Genomic DNA, 22,265 nt, shown 5'->3' with positions numbered 1-22,265 from the left:
CCTTTTCTCATTCAGCCTGTTGGTCTTAACCTGCTTTTGTCATGTCTCTCGGGCTTCCCGCTACCTTTGGGTCTAACCGGTTAACGACATCATGATCTTTCCCTGGATAATCAATCATGCTCAAAAAATGGCGCATACAATTGATCCGTCCTCGCTTTTTATCGTCGGAGCGAATTACAGTCCACGGTGCGTCTTTGGTGTCGGTGTGAAACATCATGGCGTCCTTCGCACGGCTGTAATCATCCCACTTGGCTAGAGAAGCCATATCGACAGGGCTTAACTTCCATTGCTTAAGAGGATCGTTCTGGCGGGATTTAAAACGGCGAAATTGCTCGGTTCGGCTTACAGAAAACCAATACTTAAATAAGCGGATACCCGAATTGGCGAGCATGCGCTCTAGTTCGGGGGTTTGTCTCAAGAACTCTAAGTACTCGTCGTCTCCGCAAAACCCCATTACCTTTTCAACGCCTGCTCGGTTGTACCAAGAACGGTCGAATAAGATGATTTCACCTTTGGTTGGTAAATGCTGAATATAGCGTTGGAAATACCACTGATTTCTTTCTCTTGCATTTGGTTTTTCAAGTGCAATAACGTGGGCACCACGAGGGTTAAGATGTTCCATAAATCGCTTGATGGTACCGCCCTTACCCGCTGCGTCTCGCCCTTCGAAAAGAATGACAATACGCTCGTTGTTTTCTTTAACCCACCCCTGCAACTTGAGTAGCTCAATTTGCAGTTCGTGCTTGTGACGTTCGTATTCCACAACATCCATTTTTGTTTTATATGGGTATTTGCCGTCTGCATTCCACGGAATCTTGCCGTTTTTCGCGTTGAGGTCGAATGAGATTTCTGCCGATTTTTGCTTTTTAGCGGTCTGAATTACAGACACCGGATTTGAATTAGTTTGACTCATATACTGCGCTTTCCTTTTCATACGAACTTGCTTTTGGGGCTAAAGCCGGTGAGCTTCACAAAGATGTCTATTTCTTTACCTTAATTATGCTATGGTTATTCATGTAAATTAAATGTTATTCTTCTATAACTTCTATAACTTTTAATTATCGCCATGAACTTAATACAGCTTAAGCTTTTCAGTGATTTAGCTCGTGAACAGAGTTTTGTTAAAGTGGCTAAGTTGAACCACATTAGCCAGCCTGCCGTTAGTGTCCATGTTAAAAAGCTTGAAGATGCACTTGGTCAGCAGCTACTTTCTCGTACTTCTCAAACGACTCAGTTAACCCCTGAGGGGTTACTTATTTTGGAAGATGTGCGGGAAATTCTGCGCTTATGCGAAAACATCAAAATAAAATCAAATTACAGTACTGGTGTTTTAGAAGGGCATATTCGGATCGCCGCTATACATAGTGTAGGCATGTATGAGCTTGGGGACTTTCTTTCTGGTTTTATGAAGGCATTTCCTAAAGTCTGTGTTCATTTAGAATACGAGCACAGTGAAGCGATTTATGATGCGGTTCGAAAGGAAAAAATCGACATCGGTATTGTGGCTTACCCAAAGCCAAACCATCTAATAGAATCCATTCCATTTTCAGAAGATGAGTTGGTATTGGTCACGGGAAACAAACACAGGCTCAGCGGTAAAAAATCCATTTCCATTCAGCAGCTAAAAAATGAGCCTTTTGTGGCATTTGGGGAAGGTATTCCAACGCGCGTCGTTATAGATAAGCTTTTGCGAGATAGTAACGTCGACGTGAATATTCGGATGACACACAATAACGTATACACCCTTAAAAAAGCGGTTGAAGCGGAGATTGGGGTTTCCATTTTGCCAAATGAAACCGTTAAAGAAGAAGTTTCAAAAGGGACGCTTCACCGCATCCGTGTAACCGACATCGATTCCAAACGCCCTCTTTCAATTATCCGCCTTACCGCTAAAGACATATCGACGCCATTAGAAGTGTTTATCAAAGAGCTGCTCAATTTTGCTGATAAAACATAAAGTTGATATAAGGAGCCACTGATCAATCAAGATGTTTTTGATGGTGATTTAACTCTCCCTTTTGAAACCCTCAACCTGTGATATATTGGCGAAACGCGGTTCCTCCGAATTTTGTATTGCTTGCTACACAAGGAATCGCGCCAATAAAAACACATCGAATCTAATAAAAAATCGAAAGGTAAACTCATGGTAAAACATGCCATCATCACAGGTGCTAGCCGTGGCATTGGAAAAGCGCTCGCACTTTATTTCGCAGGGCAAGGATATTCACTCAGCCTAATTGCAAAAAGCAAAGATAACTTGGTGACTGCCCGCACCGAAATACTAGAGCTGAACTCAAAGATCGATATAGATATTTTCCCAGTGGACTTTGCGCAGCCTGAAAAAGTAGAGCAAACACTGACGCAGATCTTGAACGTGCACCAACGCGTTGATGTATTGGTAAACAGTGCTGGTATTTTAACCGCTGGTAACATTGATGTTTCTTTGGAAGCACTGTCTACACTGATAAACATCAACCTTGTCTCAACTATTCAAGTGACAAACCAAATTGCACAGCAAATGAAAAAGCAAGGACACGGGCATATCTTTAACCTTGGCTCAACGGCTGGGTTGTCTCCTGTGAGTAAGATTGCCGCATACTCTGCTTCAAAAGCCGCAATCGCTAGCTACACCGAGTCACTCTACACAGAAATGTTGTCTTGTGGCGTGCAAGTTTGCTGCTTATGCCCGAGTGTGGTCGATACGGATATGACAAACGATGGTCGCATTGATAATGCAGAAAAAATTGAAATCGACGATCTGTCGAAAGCAGTCGACTTTGTTATGAATCTTTCTTCCGGAGCGGCAATGGCAATGCTCCCTATTCGATGCAAAGTCATTGATTTAGAAAAAGCCTAATCGAAATAAGCATAAGTAGAACTGTCCTAAAAATATAAAGGTGACATTTTAAAACGCAAAGGGTGAACAGATAGTCTGTTCACCCTTTTTTGTCTCGTCAATCGAATACGTTAACAAGCCACCTTGTTCAGCCCGGTAACCAACCGTTTTACTGCTTCGACCAATTCATCTTCATTGGCGTTGGTAAAATTCAGTCGAATTGCCGATTTTTGCCCTTCACTGCTTGGATAAAAAACAGGGCTTGGTACAACCGCCACACCATTTTCTAATAAACTTTTCGCAAGCTCGTAGCTATCGCATTCAGGTAGCGTGACCCAGATGAACATCCCCCCCTGAACAGCTTGTGCATCACAACTTGATGGAAGATGTGTATCCAGCGCCTCTTTTAAGCACAGATAACGTTGGCGGTATAGATGTCGGATCGCTGTTAAGTGTTGCTCGAAATCATTGTGAGTGAGCAAACCCAAAAGCACCGCTTGCATGGGGACACTAGAATGCAGATCGGCACCCTGTTTAATTTTGATAAGCGGTTCTAGATATTCATGTTTTCCGGTCACAACGCCCATACGTAAACCTGGAGAGGCAATTTTAGAAAATGACCTTAAAACAATGGAATGTTGCGGACAGAAGTCTGAAACCATGGGTAAAGCGTCTCCTTCAAACCTAAGCTCTCGGTATGGTGCATCTTCGATAAACGCCACATTATGTTGCTTACAGAGTTCAGCGACGCTTTTACGCACCTCTACCGACCAGCAAACTCCGGTTGGGTTGTGGAAATCTGGCACCGCATAAAACATTTTAGGCTGCTCGGACACAAAGCACGCTTCAAGCTCTTGAAGGTTTGGTCCATCCTCGCCTTGTGACACCGTCACTATATTAGCTTGCACGAAACCAAAAACTTGCATAGCACCAAGGTAACTAGGCGCTTCCATGACGACTTTGTCACCAGGGTTAACATAGGCTCTTGCAATCAAGTCAAGACCTTGTTGTGAACCTGTACACACCATTGCTTGGTGCGTCTCTGGCAATTCATAAGCAGAGGATAAGTAATCCAGCAACGGTGGATAACCTGCCGTTAATCCATATTGAAACACATTGGGGTGCTCAGAAAGCTGTTCCAAAACGGGCTTCATCAATGAAATGGGAAATGTCGATTCGTCGGGCAAACCACCAGCAAGCGATATCACGTTTTTATCACTCGCCGCACTTAAAATTTCTCGAATATACGATGATTGGACTTGTTTTAACGATTGAGCGATTTCCATTTTTGTTCCGTTTCAGTATTGGGTACTGTCATTGATATTACGCACAGTTGTAAATATTTGTTTGTCCATTTATGCTTATCATTATGTCTATTTATGCTATTTGTTATTTCTGAAGAGATCACCAAGTTATGAACTCACAGCATGTCTCACGCATTAACGATGTTCTCTTTCATATACACCAAGACATAAGTGAAACCCTCAGTGTCAAAGAGCTTATGTCAATTGCCGCATACTCTGAGCAGCACTTTCACCGCGTGTTTAAAAGTGTTGTAGGGGAATCCATTCACCAATACATACGACGAACGAGAATGGAATACGCAGCAAACCAATTGATGTTCGATACAAACTCGCCCATTTTGGATATAGCCACACACTGTGGGTTTGCCTCTCTCTCTTCTTTCAGCCGCGCATTTAAAGCCACGTTTGATATGTCACCCGGAGAATGGCGCAAGCACGACTTAAAAGTATCGGATAAGCCTTACCTAAAAGATGAGGAAATCGCGCAAGGCTATAATCGGGTTGCACAACGTGAGTTACCCACCCCAAAAATAGTCGATGTTCAGGAAAGAATGGCGGCCTATGTACGACATAATGGATACAGCCGCTCCATTAGAAATGCGTGGCTAACTCTTAGTGCGTGGGCGAACAGTGAAGGCGTCACTTTCACCCATCAATATGGTCTGCATCACTCTAACCCTGCTTGGGTCGAACTAGATCAATGTCGATATGTCGCCTGTGTTGGTATAACGGAACCACTAAAATATCGTGGGGTGGTTAACCAAATGGTGATTCCCGGAGGGTTACACGCCGTATTTCGTTTAACGGGAATTTATGGTGAACTGCTCCCTCAAATCAGCGCCGTATTGGAAAACTGGCTACCAAAATCAGGCTTTAAACTTCGCTCGACACCAGCTTATGTGCATTATCACAAAAACCATTTTCTCAATGATGATGAAGCATTCGAACTCGACTTTTATCTCCCAGTACGCTTCTTTTAGCCCTAAATATACGCATGAAAATGCATTTGCTACACCATTAACCTCGCCACCCTTAATGACAATTAGCTCAATTATTAGACATGTGAACCATACTGAGGATCAATTCGTTGCCCTTTTAACGAGAATTGATATCATCGCGAAATAAATAGTCGGGGAGCCTTTAGGCTGAGATCGCATAGCGAGACCCGTTGAACCTGATTCAGTTAACACTGACGTAGGGAACTATACCTCTCACTTTCGATGGATCGATCTCGGCACCAATCCACTCTCAAGTCAGAACAGTTCTCGCACGTCTGTATGCGGGAGCTTTATATGACACTTTCTAATCAAGCAAGCAAAAGCCTTACTGCTGATACGCCCATCGTTTTAACCATTGCGGGTTCGGACAGTGGCGGCGGCGCAGGTATTCAAGCCGATATCAAAGCCATTTCGGCGACAGGCAGCTTTGCTTGCTCGGCTATTACTGCCATTACCTCACAAAATACCTGTGGTGTTTCCGCTATTTTCCCTATTCCTTTGGATCACGTTGCGAGCCAGCTCGATGCAGTGTTTTCCGATCTCAATGTGATTGCTGTAAAGGTAGGAATGCTGGCCGATTCAGGCATCATAAAAGTCGTTGCTGACAAAATTAGGCAATATCAACCTAAGCATTTGGTCGTCGACCCTGTAATGGTTGCCACCAGCGGAGATTTACTGCTTGAAGAAAGTGCCATCAGCACTCTAAAAACAGAGCTCCTTCCTCTTGCCGACGTTATTACACCAAATTTACCTGAAGGTGCAACGTTAACCGGATCTCCGGTGCCAACAACATTGTCAGAAATGGATCAAATGGTCGAAAAGCTTAGAGCACTTGGTTGTTCCTCTGTTTTGCTTAAAGGCGGCCATTTGGAAAGCGACAGTAACAGTGATGACTTGCTTATTTTTGCGGAGTCCGTAGAAACGTTATCCGCAAAACGAGTCGATACAAAAAATACTCACGGTACGGGCTGCACGTTATCTTCCGCTATTGCTTCTTACCTTGCCCAAGGACACGACCTTATTTCTGCTGCCACTTTGGCAAAATCTTATATTTCTCAAGCCATTAGCCATTCTGATGAATTAGATATTGGTAAAGGACACGGTCCGGTTCATCACTTCTTTAGTGGGCATGCAGATGTACGGTGAAAAACCGGATTTTTCCACCATGACTGGAAAGGGCCTTACCTTAAACATCGAAAAAGGTCACCTCCAGTATATCGATGCGGAAGCTCCGACGCTTTCGGGTATCAACATGACTATTCCTATTGGGGAATGGACATGCCTACTCGGAAGAAGTGGTTGTGGGAAAAGCACGTTATTGCGCCACCTAGCAGGTTTGCTTAATGACAAAGCAAATTGGGATGGTCAGATTGTGCTGGAGTCGATGGGGAACCGGAAAGTGGTTTCCATTGGCGACCAAATAGCCTATATGGGACAGCAAGATTTATTGATGCCTTGGTTATCGGCTTTGGATAACGTTTTGCTCAGCACTCGCTTTTCTGGATTTGGTTCAGCGAGTACTGCAAGCATTTGTAAACGTGAACAAAAAGAAAAAGCACTTCACCTCCTTGATCAAGTTGGGTTGCTCGATAAACAATCTCTTCTTCCACAGAAGATGTCTGGAGGAATGCGACAACGTGTCGCTATTGCCCGAACTTTAATGCAAGACAAGCCTATCGTGCTTATGGATGAACCCTTCTCCGCTCTCGATGCGGTAAACCGACATAAGCTACAAAACCTTGCTTGCGAACTACTAAAAGACAAAACCGTGTTACTCATTACCCACGATCCTCAAGAAGCCATTCGATTAGCTTCCAAGCTTTACATTATGCATAACACCCCCACTGAAGCGCAGTCACTACCCCTACCCATTACGGCGGTGCCCAGAAAGCTCGACACCGAATGTGCTGCACTACAACAAAGCATTATTGAAAGGTTGGAAAAAGATTATGAATAGTTCCAACCAAACCGATGCATCACAGACCAAGGCATTATCAAAAGCCTCTTCGTTATCGAGAGCTTTGTCTTCATCCAAAGCCCTGTCTTTATCGAAAACCATTACGCATAGCGATAACGTCACGTATCCGATTATCCGCGCAATCATTAGCGTTGGGGTGATGTTCGGGATTTGGCAGGCGATAGTCGTCATTTTCGACATGCCGTCATTCATTCTTCCAGCACCGTTAGACGTATTTGAGCGACTGATCGAAAGACAAGATGTTCTACTCAAACACACTTGGGTGACCGCGCAAGAAATCTTACTTGGATTACTGCTCGGGCTTTCAATGGGGTTGATTTTTGCACTGCAAATGTTGATGTTCGACCCATTAAAGCGTTGGTTGCTTCCGATTCTCGTCGCAAGCCAAGCTGTTCCTGTTTTTGCGATTGCACCTGTTTTAATGCTTTGGCTCGGCTACGGGATCACATCCAAAGTCGTGATGGCTGCCATCATCATTTTCTTCCCTGTCACCACTTGTTGCTATGACGGGCTGAGAAACACACCTACTGGATATTTGGATTTGGCCAAAACCATGGGCGCATCAAAATGGCAAACACTGCGCCACATTCAACTGCCCGCATCTTTACCCACCCTCGCATCGGGAATACGTGTGGCGGTTGTGGTTGCGCCAATCGGCGCGGTGTGTGGAGAGTGGGTTGGGTCTAGTGAAGGCTTGGGTTATCTCATGTTGCAAGCTAATGCTCGAATGATGATTGATGAAATGTTTGCCGCGCTCTTTATTTTATCTGCTTTGTCTGTGTCTTTGTATTTCATTGCCGACGAAGCACTTAAAAAGTTTATCCCTTGGGAAGGGTAATCTACCCCACGATTTTTTTGCCTAATTTGGGCATATTTAGAAGGAAACTATTTTGAAAAAGAACAACATTATCAGTGCAATTGCACTTGCTGCATCCACCTTTACATTTAACGTAAGCGCTGAAGAAAAAAGCCTCACTTTAATGCTCGATTGGTTTGTAAACCCTAATCATGGTCCTATTGTTATCGCTAAAGAACACGGTTACTTCAAAGATGAAGGGATAAAAGTTGAGGTTCAAGAACCTGCGGATCCAAGTACACCACCTAAGCTGGTTGCAGCAAACAAAGTGGATCTTGCCATTTCTTACCAACCCAACCTTACGATTGATGTAGCAGCAGGTCTGCCTTTGATTCGCTCGGCAACATTGGTTGCAACACCGCTAAATACACTCACGGTTTTGAAAGACAAAAGCGTTAAGAATTTAAGCGACCTTAAAGGTAAAAAAATCGGTATCGCCATCGCGGGTAATGAAGAGGCCACGATTGGCACCATGCTCGAAACAGGCAATGTAAAGTACAGCGATGTAGAAATCATCAATGTCGGATGGGCACTCTCTTCTTCTCTTGCCTCCGGTAAAGTTGATGCTATTTGGGGTGGGTTTCGCAACTTCGAAAGTAACCAGTTAGCACTTGAAGGCTATGAAGCCAAAGCGTTTTTCCCTGAAGAGCACGGCGTACCTACTTACGACGAATTAGTTTTTGTTGCCAACGCAAACACGCACGACAAAGACGCAATTAAAGCCTTTAACCGCGCGCTAGAAAAAGCGACAACTTACATTGTTAACCACCCTAAAAAGTCTTGGAATGAGTTCGTAGCGTATTCACCAGACACTCTCAACAACGAATTGAACAAACGCGCTTGGAATGACACACTCACACGCTTTGCTCTTCGCCCATCAGCAGTCGATCACAAACGATACGACGATTACGCTCAGTTCATGTTTGACAAGAAAATCATTCAGTCGCTACCTAAAGCTGAAGACTACGTCCCAAGCTTCAACTGATTGAGGTATCACTATGAATCATCAAGATTTGATCCAAGCGTGCCGCAGCGACTGGGAAGAATACACCAAGCATTCATTTGTTCAGCAACTAGCAAGCGGTTCGCTTGAACAACCTTGCTATTTACACTATTTGAAGCAAGATTTTCTGTTCCTAAAACAGTATGCTCGCGCATACGCATTGGCTATTTACAAAGCGAGAACCTTAAAAGACATGCGGGACGCGCTACCCAGTGTTCACGCACTTCTAGATTCAGAGATCGCTCATCATGTCTCGTATTGTAAGGAATGGGGACTAAGCGAAACCGACTTGGAAGCAGAAGCGGAAGATTTCGGCACCGTCGCCTACACTCGTTATGTGTTAGATGCAGGAATGACAGGCGATCTCATCGATTTGTATGCGGCTCTTGCACCTTGCTCTATTGGGTATACGGAAATCGGTCGACTACTGTTGAATGATCCTGCAACAAAAATAGAAGGAAATCCCTACGCCAGCTGGATTCAACTATATGGCGGAGAAGAATTCCAACAAAGCGTCGCCCAAGGTACAAAAACCATTGATAAACTTTTATCAGAAGTAGAACTAGATAGCCCTCGCGGCAAAAACCTAATTCAAGTGTTTAAAACCGCAACCCGTATGGAAGTGGCATTCTGGCAACAAGGGCTGAATGCGATCAAGGACGGAAAAATATGAATACTCAGGACATAGCAAAAGCACTCAGTGCCGTGAGAGACAATAAGCCTCTCGTCGTAAATATCACTAACTATGTGGTGATGAACAATACGGCAAACGCACTGCTCGCCATTGGTGCGTCGCCAATAATGGCGCATTCTCGTGAAGAACTAGCAGAAATGATGACATTCTGTGGTGCACTAGTCATCAATATCGGCACACTAGACAGCGTTTGGATTCCGCGTATGCAGTATGCGGTCGAGCAAGCAAACAAAAACGGTAAAGTCGTCATTCTTGATCCAGTCGGATGTGGTGCAAGCACCGTTCGAACTAAAATCGCGCGCGAGCTAGCTCAATCGGCTGAAAAACTGATCATACGTGGAAATGCTTCAGAGATCATCGCCATGGCTGGTGAGCAGGCGCAGAGCAAAGGTGTTGATGCACTGGATAGCAGTGACACAGCCATTGGTGCCTCAAATCACTTAGCTAAGGCGTTAAACTGCAACGTTGTGGTGTCTGGGGAGATAGATTACGTGGTCACTCCTTCTATGATCTACACGCTATCAAATGGTCACGCAATGATGCCGTACGTAACGGGAATGGGCTGTACCATGAGCGCATTAACCGGTGCTTTTGCAGCCATAGGCGATGAAACTGGGTTATCAGCGGCTGCCGTCTTAGGTGTTGCAGGTGAAATAGCAGCAGAAAACGCTGCAGGACCTGGTAGCTTGCAAGTTTCATTACTGGATACACTTTATCAACTCGATGAAGCAACTTTGATCGAACGGCTTAAATTGTCATAGCTAAAAAATGGGCATTCACTTAGGAGCGCTGTACTAGCAGCGCTTTTTCATATCTCATTGTACTCACCAAACTCATCGAGGATACGACATGAGCCCCTACACACTCTACCTAGTCACAGACGATAAACAGGACATCGATACGTTTTCATCAGTACTGACTGAAGCCGTAAAAGGTGGTGTCACTATGGTACAAGTGCGGGAGAAGCATGGGGATGTCCACGCTTTTATAGAAAGAGCCTTGTGCGCAAAGTCGATACTTGCTGGTACGGGAGTTCCACTTATTATAAATGATCGAGTGGATGTGGCACTTGCGGTCGATGCCGATGGTGTTCACCTCGGTCAATCCGATATGCCAGCAACCCTTGCCCGAAAACTGCTTGGTGAAAACAAAATTTTAGGATTATCAGTGGAAAGCAAATCGCAGCTCGAAGAAGCAAAAATGTTGCCTGTCGATTACCTCGGAATCAGTGCCATTTTTTCAACGCCAACAAAGTCTGACGTAAAGTACGAATGGGGAATTGAAGGATTAGTTCATGCCGTAAAAGGCAGCCCATTTCCAACCGTTGCGATTGGCGGGATCAATGAATCCAATCTATTGGATGTTGTGACCACTGGGGTCCACGGCATTGCTTTAGTCTCTGCGATATGTCATGCACCAAGCCCAAAAATTGCTGCTGAGAATCTTCTTTCCAACATTCTTTCTGCACAAAAATAAGAAGACAGATGAGAATTGAGTCAAATTTGAGCTTCAAGAGAACATTCAATCTAGAGAGAACACACATACCGTTCATAATGTTGTAAGTGCATGGTTGGCATAGTAACATTTCAACGCTTTGGTCACTTGGAAACTGAGCTTAAATGAAAAAAGGCGTATTGTTCTTCATATCCTGTTCGGGTTTAATGCTACTAAGTGTGCTCACTGTATACGTGATATTCTTCGAACCAAGTATTCAAAATCTATCTAATACACAGATCAAGGTCTATCACCCTAAAAATGAGCTCGCTAAAACCGAGACAGGTCGTAAAATAGTAGAAATAACTAACCTGTTGGAATCTCGCCCAAAAGAAGGGCAACAAGCGTTATTAGCTTTTGAAAAAACAATAGAAAATGAGATTTCCGCGCTAGAGTCCACATACTTTACTCTTGCTCAGCGTATCAACGCGATTAATAACAAAGATTCCGCACTAACAAAGTCAATTAATTTGCGATTAGAAGAGTTGTCAAATAATAGAAATTTATACTGGCTCAAGATCCAGCTATTGATAGAAAAAAGCAGTGAGATCAGTAGGCAGGGTAACTTAGCAACAGCATCTAAGCTAGTTAAGCAAGCAATTTCAGAATCCAAGCGTCATCACTTTTTATTTTTACTGCCGAGCGCTTACAACGTCGCTGGTTACATCAGTAACGCAGAAAATCTATTAATGGATGCGCAAACTTACTTCATGAAAGGAATTGAGGTGTCGAATAGAATCGGTGATACCAGTTATCTCATTCGATTTTATAACAATATTGGCATACTTTACCTACACATTGAAAAGTGGACCAAAGCACTAGAGTATTTAGATAAAGCTCAACACTCCCCAATTCCTTACGGGTTAGAAGCCAATCGCGTTCTTCAGGTGATTCATCTAAACAAAGCCTTCATTTACTCCAAATTAAATGAACTAGAAAACATGACGGCTTCTTACGAAGAATCACTCAAGTATTATGATGACAGACATGCCAACCCTAATTTGAAAACTCTGAAATTAAAAGGCGATACGCAATACTACGTTTTCTCGAAACAATATAAGCAAGCAATCAATGCAGCAAACACCTGTTCTCAGTATTCAGAGTCCTTTAAATATCCACTGCAATTGGGACAATGTCAGATTCAAAAAGCTGAAGCTCAACTCAAATTAGGCGACTATCAGGAAGCTCTGTACACCATTGAGGATACTATTGTCACATTCTCATCTATCAACCATAAACGTTGGTTGATTAAGGCCTATGAAAAGAAAGCTGACATTCTTGAAGCGCTAGGAGAAACGGGCAAAGCGCTGCTCATGTATAAACAGTACTACGAACAAGATAAAAATCACCTATTGAGTAAAGTTTATGACCTTGAACATGCTTTTGTGACTCAACATATGAAGCAAGAACAGGACCTGCTGAATGTTCAAAACCAGCTGGGAGCTGCACAATTGGCCAAAGAGAAACTGCGATTTCAAATCGCCTGTACTTGGATTTTTATTGCTTTAATCTTCATCATTTTCGCCTTGCGAAAAGCTTCTCTTATCAAGAATGAAAACAAAGAACTGCATGATCTATCGTACATCGACGAACTCACCAAGCTTCATAATCGGCGACATTACCAACGTCAACTAACTAGCGACGACATTTTAAGCCGAGAGCAACATTATCAAATCGCCTTATTTGACCTAGACAACTTTAAATCGGTCAATGATACCTTCGGGCATGACGTTGGAGACGAAGTACTCATTGAAACGGCTAAACGCTTGAGCGGCCTTGTATCCAGTGCTGAGTTGCTTATCCGCTGGGGAGGTGAAGAGTTTTTGGTGTTATTGAGGTCTGATAGTCACATAGAGACTCGCATCAATGCTATGTTGAAATGCATCAACAGTGAAGCTTTTCTTACGCAAGCTGGAGCGCTCGATATTACTGTCTCCATTGGTGTCAGCAAACCAGCTCTTCCAAGTGAGCTTTGCGACAGCGATGATAGCTTTCGCAAAGCGGATAAAAACCTTTACGAAGCTAAACGTTCAGGGAAAAACAGAGCCGTTTTCCCCAGTAGTGAGTAAATCTGAATTCGTTATTTAGACGCACGCTATTCGACGTTTTAAGAAAATACCATGGCTTTTAAACTCGAGTTTTCATCTCGGTCTTTAAACTCAGGTGGATTGTCTAGTCGGTATTGGTATGTGAGAGCGGGCGCTTCTCTCTTCATTCCTTGAACTAAAAAGTCGGGGCTTACGCTGGGTGAATTGACACAAGCGAGCACTTCCCCACCCTCTGTGAGTAAATCGGGTAAGCGGCGCAAAATCTTCTGGTAGTCTTTGGTGAGCGCAAAACTGCCTTTTTGAAATGACGGCGGGTCAATAACTACGATATCATAAGGTCCATACTTCTTTATTTTCCCCCATGATTTAAAAATATCATGCCCCATAAAACTAACAGAATTCAGGTTATGACCATTAAGTTTGTGATTGTCCCTGCCTCGGCTCAAACTCGATTTCGCCATATCCACATTCACCACTTGATCGGCTTCGCCCTCAATCGCTGCCACTGAAAACCCGCAAGTATAGGCAAATAGGTTTAATACCTTTTTGTGTTTTGCGCGCTCACGTACCCAGTCTCTACCAAAACGCATATCTAGGAATAAGCCAAAATTCTGGTTTTTACCCAGCTCCAATTGATACTTTAGCCCCGATTCCATCACCACCGGTTTTAGATCTGGCTCGCCCCAAATCGCTTCAAAAGGCGCACCATCTTGGTAACGGTGCTGAAGCAAAATGGCATTCAGCCCGCGTTGCAGGTACGCCTTGTTATTTGTTAATTCCAGTAATCCAACTTTCAGTTCATTTAGAAAATCAGGCTCTACAGATTTGAATAGGTGAACAACGAGCTGACCCTGTAGCCAATCTACAGTAAGTTGCTCTAGCCCATCCCAACACCGACCTCGACCATGAAACAAGCGTCTTACCTCATCAGGCGTTTGCTCAATAGCTAAGTCCAGTGCAGCCCATAACTGGGTTAGAGAATCTGTTTTCATTTTGTTTTCACTGTTGGCCATATTAGGTTCCAAGGAGTTGTCCACGCCTCTAGGGCTTCTTTTATTACTGGTGACTGCCATTTTTCGCCACAGTGAGCATGTTCGGCAGGATTACAGAGGAATTCGAAAAGATGGTCATCATACGTAAACCTGAGCGCATACGCATGGAGATACCCGCGGTCCGAAATAGAAGATGGATGGTAAATATCATCACCAACAATCGGAGAGCCTACCGATTTTAACGCGACTCTGATTTGATGAGTTTTACCTGTATAAGGCTTACATAAAAATAACCGCTCTCCCACTTCTCCAGCTGATGAAAAGAACTGTGTAATAGCAGGGTTAGTTTTACTGCCCATCAATTTCCAACTGGATCGGCGAGAGCGTTCCATATCACCCACAATCGTACCTTGCTTCTTTTTAGGCTTTTTTGCCCCAATCGCTAGGTAAAATTTTTCTATTTCACGCTGCGCAAACAGTGATGAGAGTTTACTGGCTGCTTTGGCATGCCTTGCCAGAATGAGCATTCCTGAGGTCATTTTATCTAAGCGGTGCACAAGATAGAGCTGTTCATCCCCTGATACTTTTGCGACCTCAATAGGCAAGCTAACGTCGCCGTCATCTTTATGCACACTGACACCGAAGTGTTTATTAATAATGAGGAAATCGGGATGGGTATAGAGGATTTCAAACATAAATGGCTCCTTCGCAGGCGCTGAATTATAGCGATTCCTACAGAAGAAGCCATTAAATACAATAAGCTCTTACAAACTTACTTGGTTTGCAAACTTAGAAAAATTACCAGCCTAGGTTATAGGAGAGCCTAATCTATTAGAAAACCCAAGTTATTGGAGAAACAAAGCCATTGGAAAACCTAAGGCTACTTAAGAAATTTTAAACTTCGAAACCAAGCCCTTAAGTTCATTCACACGCTCGCTTAAGCCTGTTACGTCGTGTGCACTACGATCGACTAATTGCAATGAGCTCGCAGAAATATCATTAATGGTGCTGATGTCGTTTGCAATTTCTTGAGTCACGGCCGTTTGTTCTTCAGTCGCGGTTGCAATGGCAGCGATCATTCCCTGTACCTGATTCGCACTTGCAACTATCTGATCGAGAGCCGCTCCTGCACCTGCGCTTTGTTCGACACCCTTCTCAACCAATTCAACACTGTCATAAGTAGAAGACATCACCTTCTGTGTACCCTGCTGGATAGCCTGGATAATTTCTGAAACTTCTTGGGTTGCTTGTGTAGTACGCTCGGCTAGAGCACGAACTTCGTCCGCTACTACAGCAAAGCCTCTACCCGACTCACCTGCGCGAGCAGCCTCAATCGCGGCATTCAGCGCAAGCAAGTTAGTTTGCTCTGCAATACCTTCGATCACCTTGATCACGCTACCAATTTGCTCACCGTGCTCGTTCAACTCGCGCATGCTCACAGACATTTCAGCCATTTGAGTTGACGCTTTCTCGATACTACCAACCATTTCTAAAATAACATTGCGTCCACTTTCCGCGGCATCGCCAGATTGCGAAGCACTGTCTGCCGTTGCGACGCTTTGCTGTGCAACTTCACCAATCGTTAGGGTGAGCTCCTCAGACGCGGTAGAGATCAAATTCGCCTTATCGGCTTGTTCTGTCGCACCCTGAGAAATAGACGTGGTGACCTGAGAAAGATCCGTTGTAACGGTTTCCACTTGCTCACTAACCTGCGAAATAGAAGTCAAAAGCGTTTTCAACGAACCTTGCATCGCATTGATGGAATCAGCCAGGTCTGATAACTCATCGCCACTGTTATCTACAATCTCATCAGATGTAAGATCACCATTCGCAATACTCTTTGCAACCACTTCCAATTTCTCAATACGACCAGTTAAAGACGAAGACAAACGATAGGCTATAACCAAAGCAATCAATGAACCCACTACCAGTAACGTCATCATCGTATTGCTCATTGATGACAAAGAATCATTTAGTGTATTTAGACCATTTTCCACGTCGCTTTTTTCTGCCGCTGATTCACGGTCTAGAAGTTTTTCCATAGGAACCATGGTTTTCGATTCTATTGCCATTTTCTTGGCATACAGGTCTTTCATTTGCTCTGCTGTATTCCCTTCGCGACTTGCTAAAGGAAACAGAGATTCTATTGAGCGTTTGTACTCAGAGCCAAAATTTCTAATTTGATTAACGGTATTTTTCGCTTGGGAGCTCGTTTCAATTTGCGCTAGGCTGTTCAGTGCACTTTCAAATTGACGGTAATTATCAATAAAGTCTGATTGCGCCGAGCTATCGCCTAGAATGACTCTCAAAGCATCACGCTGCATGTCTCCAGATTCATCTATCAAGGTAAGATAAAGCTCCATTCCCGGAACATCGTCTGTGCGGATAGCGTTTTCTAAATCGTGAGCCGATTTCACCTGGAAAAAGACGACTGTAACGGATATAGCCATTAAAAATATTATGCTGCCAAAAGCGGCCGACAGCTTTTGCTTGACTGAAAGATTCATAGAACGTCCTTAAAAAGCCCAGTGTAAGAGCCTAAAAAAATAAAACTAAAAAGAATAAAAATGGCAGAGCTCATATCATATGTAAGAAGAAGTGTTTCAATAAGCGTTGTTGATGTACAAAAGCCCCTCTACGTTTAGAAATGTATCTTACAGCATTAACAATATGACATTCGATTTATATTCGAACACAAAAAAGCCCTAGAGACTAGGGCTGAAGTGTTTTCTAATATTCTTATAATTAAGCTGTGATCTTCTACGCAAAGAACACCACAAGCATTAATACAGGGCAAACTACTCGTACATAGATTGGCCAAATTTTCCAAAATACCGAGTTCTCTACTTCAGGGTAACCCTGACGTATTTCTTCAAGTACTTTATTTCTATGCCAAATCCAACCAACAAGCAGTGCCCAAACTAGACCCAATATAGGCTGAGCGTACACCGTTGTTGCCTGTACGACTAAACCAAATAGCGAACCAAAGTTTAGAACGATAATCGCTGAGATTAACGTAATCACTCCACCTATCCATATAACGGCAGCAGTACGGGTTTGCTTTAATTCTTCTATCGCACAAGCAACCGGAACTTCCAACATGGAAATGGATGATGTTAGTGCTGCGATCATCATAAGTGCGAAAAACATCATGCTGGCTACAATCCCGAAGCTACCCATAGTATCGAACATTGCGGGTAGCACAGTGAACACCAATGTGTCTGAGCTTAGTAGAGCGCCAGTATCATCAAAAATTTGAACGCCATGCTGTTTTGCTACGAACATCGCGGGTAAAACAAGCAAGCCAGCGCAAATAGCGATGCCTGTATCGACAAGGGAAACCTGGACAGCTGTTTTAGGAATGTTGGTATCTTTCTTTAGGTAAGAGCCGTACACCATCATGGTTGCAACACCCAAAGACAATGAGAAAAACGCTTGCCCCATCGCACTCACCACTAAATCAGAGTTAAAGTGCGAGAAGTCAGGAACAAGGTACATTTTGAGCCCTTCAGAAGCGCCGTCTTGAGTAAGAATGTAGCCTATCATCACGACAAACAAGACAAGCAGCACAGGCATCAATCGGGTAGACCAACGCTCAATACCATTAGCAACACCGCTTCTTACTACATACATGGTTGCAATCATAAACATGATCATTAGAAACAGGTTTCGGCTATCACCAAAGCTTGTTAGCCATGTAGAGACCTCATTTAGCCCCACAATTTCCAACGCACTTCCAGCAAACTCACCAAACAACCAACCTGCAATAATGGCGTAAAAACTGAGAATAAGGGATGCCGCCATCATTGCTACAACACCTAAAAGTGCTGCACCCATCTTACCGTTTGGCCAAACGGCTTTAAGAGATCGAATGGGGTTGGACTGACCATACCGACCGATAGTGAGTTCTGCTATCAGCATAGGGCACGCCAACACAAAAACCATCACAAGATAAGTAATTAAAAACACCGCGCCACCATTACTGGCCGCTTGAGTTGGGAACCCCCAGATATTACCTAAACCGACAGCACTGCCCGCTGCTGCCATAATGAAGCCCAATTTAGAAGAAAATTGAGCACGAGATGTTGATGCCATAAATACCGCCTGATTAGACTCATCACTGTAAAATTAAGTTTACAGTGATTAATTTTCTTAATTTCAACTGAATAATGGCAAGTAAAACAGTTTGAGATTAGAATTGGAAGCGCCCACAGTCTATTTAATCAATAAATACTCAAAACCAAGTATTGTTCGCTTCTTTTTTAATCAAATCCAGATGCAAATCTTAATTAAAATTAAATATACAATATTAATTACCGCAACAAATCTGTACATTTTTTTCACATATACCCAAGTAACCTCAAGATGCTAGGTTCAGCGACCTCTCAACCAAAGAATAGGGAACTGGCTTTCAGACAAGACACCGATTTGAAGATTTAGTCGTTCAATAAAAAGCGCCAATATTCGGGCTATTCCACCCATTTCTCATTCTTAATAGGGATATGCGAGTAGTTGTTGTTTCTTCTTAAGCTCCTTCTGCTTATAGTGTTAGAATAATTTCGTTACCATCCTGATTTGTCGAGGAAAATGGAAAAGTTTTATCAGTTTGTCGCTCTGTTCGGTCTGGTTGCCTATTGGGTACTCGTTGCAGGGGTTACCATCCGCGTAGTGCTTAAGCGCAGAGCCGTCAGCGTTTCTTTGGCTTGGTTGATGATCATCTACATCATCCCAATCCTTGGTGTTGCATGTTACTTTCTGTTTGGCGAACTGAACCTCGGAAGAAAACGAGCTGAACGCGCTCAACGTATGTTTTCCCCCTACGAATATTGGTTCAATCAGTTGCACGATTGCCAAGCTCATCTTCCAGAATTAATGGAAGGTCAAATTTCCCAAATTCACGATCTGTGCTCAAATCGCACTGGTATCCCTGCTCTTTGTGGCAATACACTTTCATTACAAACTTCGCCTGTAAAAATCCTTCAGTCTGTTATTGAAGACATTAAGTCGGCAAAACACCATATACGAATGGAATTCTATATTTGGCACCCTGGTGGGCTGGCAGACTCCGTTGCATCCGCTTTGATACAAGCATCAAAGCGAGGAGTGAAAGTTCAAGTACTTCTCGATTCCGCTGGTAGCCATCGTTTTTTTAAAAGCCACTGGAAAGCCATGATGGAAACAGCGGGCATTGAAGTCATTCATGCGCTTGCCGTATCTCCAATGCGTGTATTCCTGCGTCGGCTAGATTTACGTCAGCATCGAAAAATCATTGTGGTGGATGACGAAATTGCTTACACCGGCTCAATGAACATGGTTGATCCTGCGCATTTCAAACAAGGTGCTGGGGTTGGTCAATGGATAGACGTCATGGTTCGAATTTCAGGGCCAACTGTTAATGTTTTGTCGGCCATTCATGCATGGGATTGGGAAGTAGAAACAGGTAAACGAGAATTTCCTACATTCCCTCACTGTCCTGTTGATCAAGAAAACGGTCTGCACCCAGTTCAAGTTGTACCATCGGGACCTGGGATGCCTGAAAACCTCATTCAGCAGGTTATGATTCTTTCTATCAATCAGGCGAAAGAATCCGTCAGAATCACTACCCCCTATTTTGTCCCGAGTGATCAGTTGCTAGAAACACTCAAAATGACAGCACAACGCGGTGTTAAAGTGCAACTTATCATTCCTCATCGCAATGATTCCATTATGGTGAAGTGGGCATCTAAGGCGTTCTATAGCGAATTGTTAAATTCAGGCATTGAAATCTATGAGTTCCGCGGCGGTTTGTTACACACCAAATCGGTCGTCATCGATCAACACCAATGTTTGATTGGTACGGTAAACCTAGATATGCGCAGCCTTTGGCTGAACTTCGAAGTAACTTTGGCTGTAGATGACGCTTCTTTCACAAAAGAGCTTTACTGGCTACAAGAATCCTACATAGAAAATGCGCATAAAATCGAGTCGGCTACCTGGTCGGAGCGAGGAATTGTCCATCGAATTTTTGAACGTGCCTATTTCTTACTCAGCCCCCTTCTTTAAAGGGAAATAACACTTGCTTTCTCCCCTCTTAAAATGGTTTAAATAGAGTAAATTTTAATGGGACAAGGAAAAAGAATGTCTGAGAAATACCAGACCAAGCTGGTCACAGCAGGACGCAGTAAGAAATGGACAAATGGCGTAGTTAACCCTCCAGTACAGCGTGCATCAACAGTCGTTTTCAATACAGTTGCAGAAAAACATAAAGCCACTTCGGAGCGCCAAGGGCACACTCTTTTTTATGGACGAAGAGGCACTCAGACACATTTTGCTTTCCAAGAAGCTATGGTTGAAATCGAAGGTGGTGCTGGCTGTGCACTGTACCCTTGTGGCACAGCAGCGATTACCAGCGCTATTCTTTCCTTCGTTGAATCTGGTGATCATATATTGATGGTCGACACCTGCTATGAGCCAACACGTGATTTCTGCAACGTGATGCTAAAAAAAATGGGCGTCGAGACAACCTATTACGACCCAATGATCGGAGAGGGAATTCGCGATCTCATTCAGCCAAACACTAAAATTTTATTTACCGAATCCCCTGGCTCTATCACCATGGAAGTGCAGGATTTGCCTACTTTGTCCAAAATTGCTCACGAAAGCGACATTATTGTTATGTTGGACAACACATGGGGAGCGGGCGTTAACCTTTCTCCATTTGAGCACGGTGTGGACATTTCGATTCAAGCGGCCACAAAGTATATCGTTGGTCATTCAGACGTGATGCTAGGTACAGCAGTCGCTTCGGAGAAATACTGGGATCAACTTCGTGAGCAAAGCTACCTGCTTGGGCAGTGTGTTTCACCGGATGATGCTTACTTAGGTTTGCGTGGTATTCGTACGCTGGATGTTCGTTTGCGTCAACATCACGAAAACAGCCTTAAGGTAGCCAAATGGCTAGAGTCTCGCCCTGAGGTCGACCATGTAAGACATCCAGCTCTAGAATCTTGCCCTGGTCATGAGTTCTATAAGCGTGATTTCAAAGGTTCAAATGGCTTATTTTCATTCGTCCTGAAATCCTCTTACCCTCGTGCCACCACCGCGCTATTAGATGGCATGAAACACTTTAGCATGGGCTATTCATGGGGTGGTTTTGAAAGCTTGATTTTGGCAAATGAGCCTAAAAGCTTTAACTACCTTAGAACGGTAGCCAACCCTAATTTCGAAGGGACACTAATCCGCCTGCATATAGGCTTAGAAGACACGGATGATTTGATCGCCGATCTAGAAGCAGGATTAGAGCGCTACAATGCCATCATTCTTGAAAAAGCATCGTTAGAACAATAGAACTCAATCAAAAGAAAACCCCCAGTACAGACACTGGGGGTTTTCATATAACGCCGTTTTTGCTAGACGCAAATTTAGGTCACTTTGTACTTAGGGCAATCCACGGTATGATCATTGACCATCCCAACCGCCTGCATAAATGCGTAGCAGATAGTTTCACCAACAAACTTAAAGCCACGTTTTTTTAAGAACTTACTCATCTCTTTTGAGTGCTCTGTTGACGCAGGCACTTGATCCGCAGACGTCCAACTATTCACTTTTGGTTTACCATCAACAAATTGCCAAAGCGCATTCGACAGAGAACCAAATTCCTTTTGAAGTTCTATGGTTGCACGTGCATTGCTGTATACAGAGGCGATTTTTCCTTTGTGTCTAACGACGTCATAATTTTCTATAACGTGCGCTACTTTAAGTTCATCATAAGTCGCTAACTTTTCAATGTCGTAATTTTCAAATGCGCTTCTATACCCTTCACGCTTTTTCAAAATGGTTATCCAACTTAAGCCGGCTTGCGCACCTTCAAGAGTGATAAACTCAAATAAAACTTGATCATCATAGACAGGAACTCCCCACTCAGCATCGTGATATTCCCTTTCCAATTCATGATCCGTTGCCCATGCACATGTAGTGTCTGCCATGCCTTTTCCTTAACATTCAACATCTGTCTAACAGTTTAATACTCTATACCCAAGTAACCTAAAAATACAATTAGCCCGCCGAGCGGCGGGCTAAGTTA

At 43.6% G+C, this 22,265-nt stretch carries 19 protein-coding genes, 1 pseudogene and 1 riboswitch; of the genes and pseudogenes, 13 read left to right on the top strand and 7 right to left on the bottom strand.

The features are described from left to right. Positions 1-25 precede the first annotated feature (25 nt). On the bottom strand, positions 26-772 hold the full coding sequence (gene ppk2 / locus Q8W40_RS05065) for a polyphosphate kinase 2 (RefSeq protein ID WP_305396313.1): 747 nt from the start codon (positions 770-772) through the stop codon (positions 26-28). 294 nt (positions 773-1,066) lie between these two features. On the opposite strand from ppk2, the gene Q8W40_RS05060 reads away from it, so the two are divergent. Together Q8W40_RS05060 and Q8W40_RS05055 are read left to right on the top strand one after the other, a co-directional pair. Beyond that, complete coding sequence (locus tag Q8W40_RS05060) at positions 1,067-1,957, top strand: LysR family transcriptional regulator (protein ID WP_305396153.1); 891 nt, start codon at positions 1,067-1,069, stop codon at positions 1,955-1,957. A 186-nt stretch (positions 1,958-2,143) separates the two neighbouring features. Next, positions 2,144-2,857 (top strand): SDR family NAD(P)-dependent oxidoreductase, encoded by a 714-nt coding sequence (locus Q8W40_RS05055; protein WP_305396152.1) that lies wholly within the window; start codon positions 2,144-2,146, stop codon positions 2,855-2,857. Positions 2,858-2,967: 110 nt separating this feature from the next. Here the strand turns inward: Q8W40_RS05055 and Q8W40_RS05050 are convergent, their stop codons facing one another. Then, entirely contained in the window at positions 2,968-4,122 is a 1,155-nt protein-coding gene (locus Q8W40_RS05050; protein ID WP_305396151.1) for an aminotransferase-like domain-containing protein, read from the bottom strand. A 128-nt stretch (positions 4,123-4,250) separates the two neighbouring features. On the opposite strand from Q8W40_RS05050, the gene Q8W40_RS05045 reads away from it, so the two are divergent. The 9 genes and pseudogenes from Q8W40_RS05045 (at position 4,251) to Q8W40_RS05005 (ending at position 13,232) form a co-directional block, all read left to right on the top strand. Further along, positions 4,251-5,120, top strand: coding sequence for an AraC family transcriptional regulator (locus Q8W40_RS05045; protein WP_305396150.1), 870 nt, complete (start codon positions 4,251-4,253; stop codon positions 5,118-5,120). A 140-nt stretch (positions 5,121-5,260) separates the two neighbouring features. Beyond that, positions 5,261-5,358: riboswitch (TPP riboswitch) on the top strand. Between the two features lie 59 nt (positions 5,359-5,417). Next, positions 5,418-6,284, top strand: a complete 867-nt coding sequence (gene thiD, locus Q8W40_RS05040) for a bifunctional hydroxymethylpyrimidine kinase/phosphomethylpyrimidine kinase (protein ID WP_370693360.1) — start codon at positions 5,418-5,420, stop codon at positions 6,282-6,284. 19 nt (positions 6,285-6,303) lie between these two features. Next, entirely contained in the window at positions 6,304-7,095 is a 792-nt protein-coding gene (locus Q8W40_RS05035) for an ABC transporter ATP-binding protein (RefSeq protein WP_305396312.1), read from the top strand. 136 nt (positions 7,096-7,231) lie between these two features. Then, a pseudogene (locus Q8W40_RS05030) lies at positions 7,232-7,954 on the top strand (ABC transporter permease); the annotation flags it as partial. Positions 7,955-8,006: 52 nt separating this feature from the next. After that, positions 8,007-8,957: an ABC transporter substrate-binding protein gene (locus Q8W40_RS05025; RefSeq protein ID WP_305396147.1), complete on the top strand. Its 951-nt coding sequence runs from the start codon at positions 8,007-8,009 to the stop codon at positions 8,955-8,957. 13 nt (positions 8,958-8,970) lie between these two features. Further along, positions 8,971-9,648 carry a thiaminase II gene (gene tenA / locus Q8W40_RS05020; protein ID WP_305396146.1) on the top strand — a complete coding sequence of 226 codons (678 nt, stop codon included), beginning with the start codon at positions 8,971-8,973 and terminating at the stop codon, positions 9,646-9,648. Next, positions 9,645-10,430, top strand: a complete 786-nt coding sequence (thiM, locus tag Q8W40_RS05015) for a hydroxyethylthiazole kinase (RefSeq protein ID WP_305396145.1) — start codon at positions 9,645-9,647, stop codon at positions 10,428-10,430. The genes tenA and thiM overlap by 4 nt, the downstream gene beginning before the upstream one ends. 88 nt (positions 10,431-10,518) lie before the next feature. After that, on the top strand, positions 10,519-11,145 hold the full coding sequence (gene thiE / locus Q8W40_RS05010; RefSeq protein WP_305396144.1) for a thiamine phosphate synthase: 627 nt from the start codon (positions 10,519-10,521) through the stop codon (positions 11,143-11,145). 143 nt (positions 11,146-11,288) lie between these two features. Beyond that, the gene (locus tag Q8W40_RS05005; RefSeq protein WP_305396143.1) at positions 11,289-13,232 is read left to right on the top strand and encodes a tetratricopeptide repeat-containing diguanylate cyclase; all 1,944 of its coding nucleotides are present in this window, start codon (positions 11,289-11,291) and stop codon (positions 13,230-13,232) included. 38 nt (positions 13,233-13,270) lie between these two features. On the opposite strand, the gene Q8W40_RS05000 is transcribed toward Q8W40_RS05005, so the two are convergent. The 4 genes from Q8W40_RS05000 to Q8W40_RS04985 form a co-directional block, all read right to left on the bottom strand. Continuing rightward, on the bottom strand, positions 13,271-14,203 hold the full coding sequence (locus Q8W40_RS05000; protein ID WP_305396142.1) for a class I SAM-dependent methyltransferase: 933 nt from the start codon (positions 14,201-14,203) through the stop codon (positions 13,271-13,273). Next, positions 14,200-14,898, bottom strand: coding sequence for a TIGR01621 family pseudouridine synthase (locus tag Q8W40_RS04995; RefSeq protein ID WP_305396141.1), 699 nt, complete (start codon positions 14,896-14,898; stop codon positions 14,200-14,202). The genes Q8W40_RS05000 and Q8W40_RS04995 overlap by 4 nt, the downstream gene beginning before the upstream one ends. Positions 14,899-15,087: 189 nt before the next feature. Continuing rightward, positions 15,088-16,710, bottom strand: a complete 1,623-nt coding sequence (locus Q8W40_RS04990) for a methyl-accepting chemotaxis protein (protein ID WP_305396140.1) — start codon at positions 16,708-16,710, stop codon at positions 15,088-15,090. A gap of 253 nt (positions 16,711-16,963) precedes the next feature. Further along, positions 16,964-18,298, bottom strand: a complete 1,335-nt coding sequence (locus Q8W40_RS04985; RefSeq protein ID WP_305396139.1) for a sodium-dependent transporter — start codon at positions 18,296-18,298, stop codon at positions 16,964-16,966. A 492-nt stretch (positions 18,299-18,790) separates the two neighbouring features. On the opposite strand from Q8W40_RS04985, the gene cls reads away from it, so the two are divergent. Together cls and Q8W40_RS04975 are read left to right on the top strand one after the other, a co-directional pair. Beyond that, positions 18,791-20,245, top strand: a complete 1,455-nt coding sequence (gene cls, locus Q8W40_RS04980) for a cardiolipin synthase (RefSeq protein WP_101115317.1) — start codon at positions 18,791-18,793, stop codon at positions 20,243-20,245. Between the two features lie 75 nt (positions 20,246-20,320). After that, positions 20,321-21,529: a cystathionine beta-lyase gene (locus Q8W40_RS04975; protein ID WP_101115315.1), complete on the top strand. Its 1,209-nt coding sequence runs from the start codon at positions 20,321-20,323 to the stop codon at positions 21,527-21,529. Between the two features lie 74 nt (positions 21,530-21,603). On the opposite strand, the gene Q8W40_RS04970 is transcribed toward Q8W40_RS04975, so the two are convergent. Beyond that, positions 21,604-22,167, bottom strand: coding sequence for a DNA-3-methyladenine glycosylase I (locus tag Q8W40_RS04970; RefSeq protein ID WP_305396138.1), 564 nt, complete (start codon positions 22,165-22,167; stop codon positions 21,604-21,606). Between the last annotated feature and the right edge of the window lie 98 nt (positions 22,168-22,265).

Source organism: Vibrio penaeicida (assembly GCF_030689305.1).
Taxonomy (GTDB): Bacteria; Pseudomonadota; Gammaproteobacteria; order Enterobacterales; family Vibrionaceae; genus Vibrio; species Vibrio penaeicida_B.
Note: the sequence above shows the minus strand (reverse complement) of the source record. Positions and strands in the feature narration are given on the sequence as shown.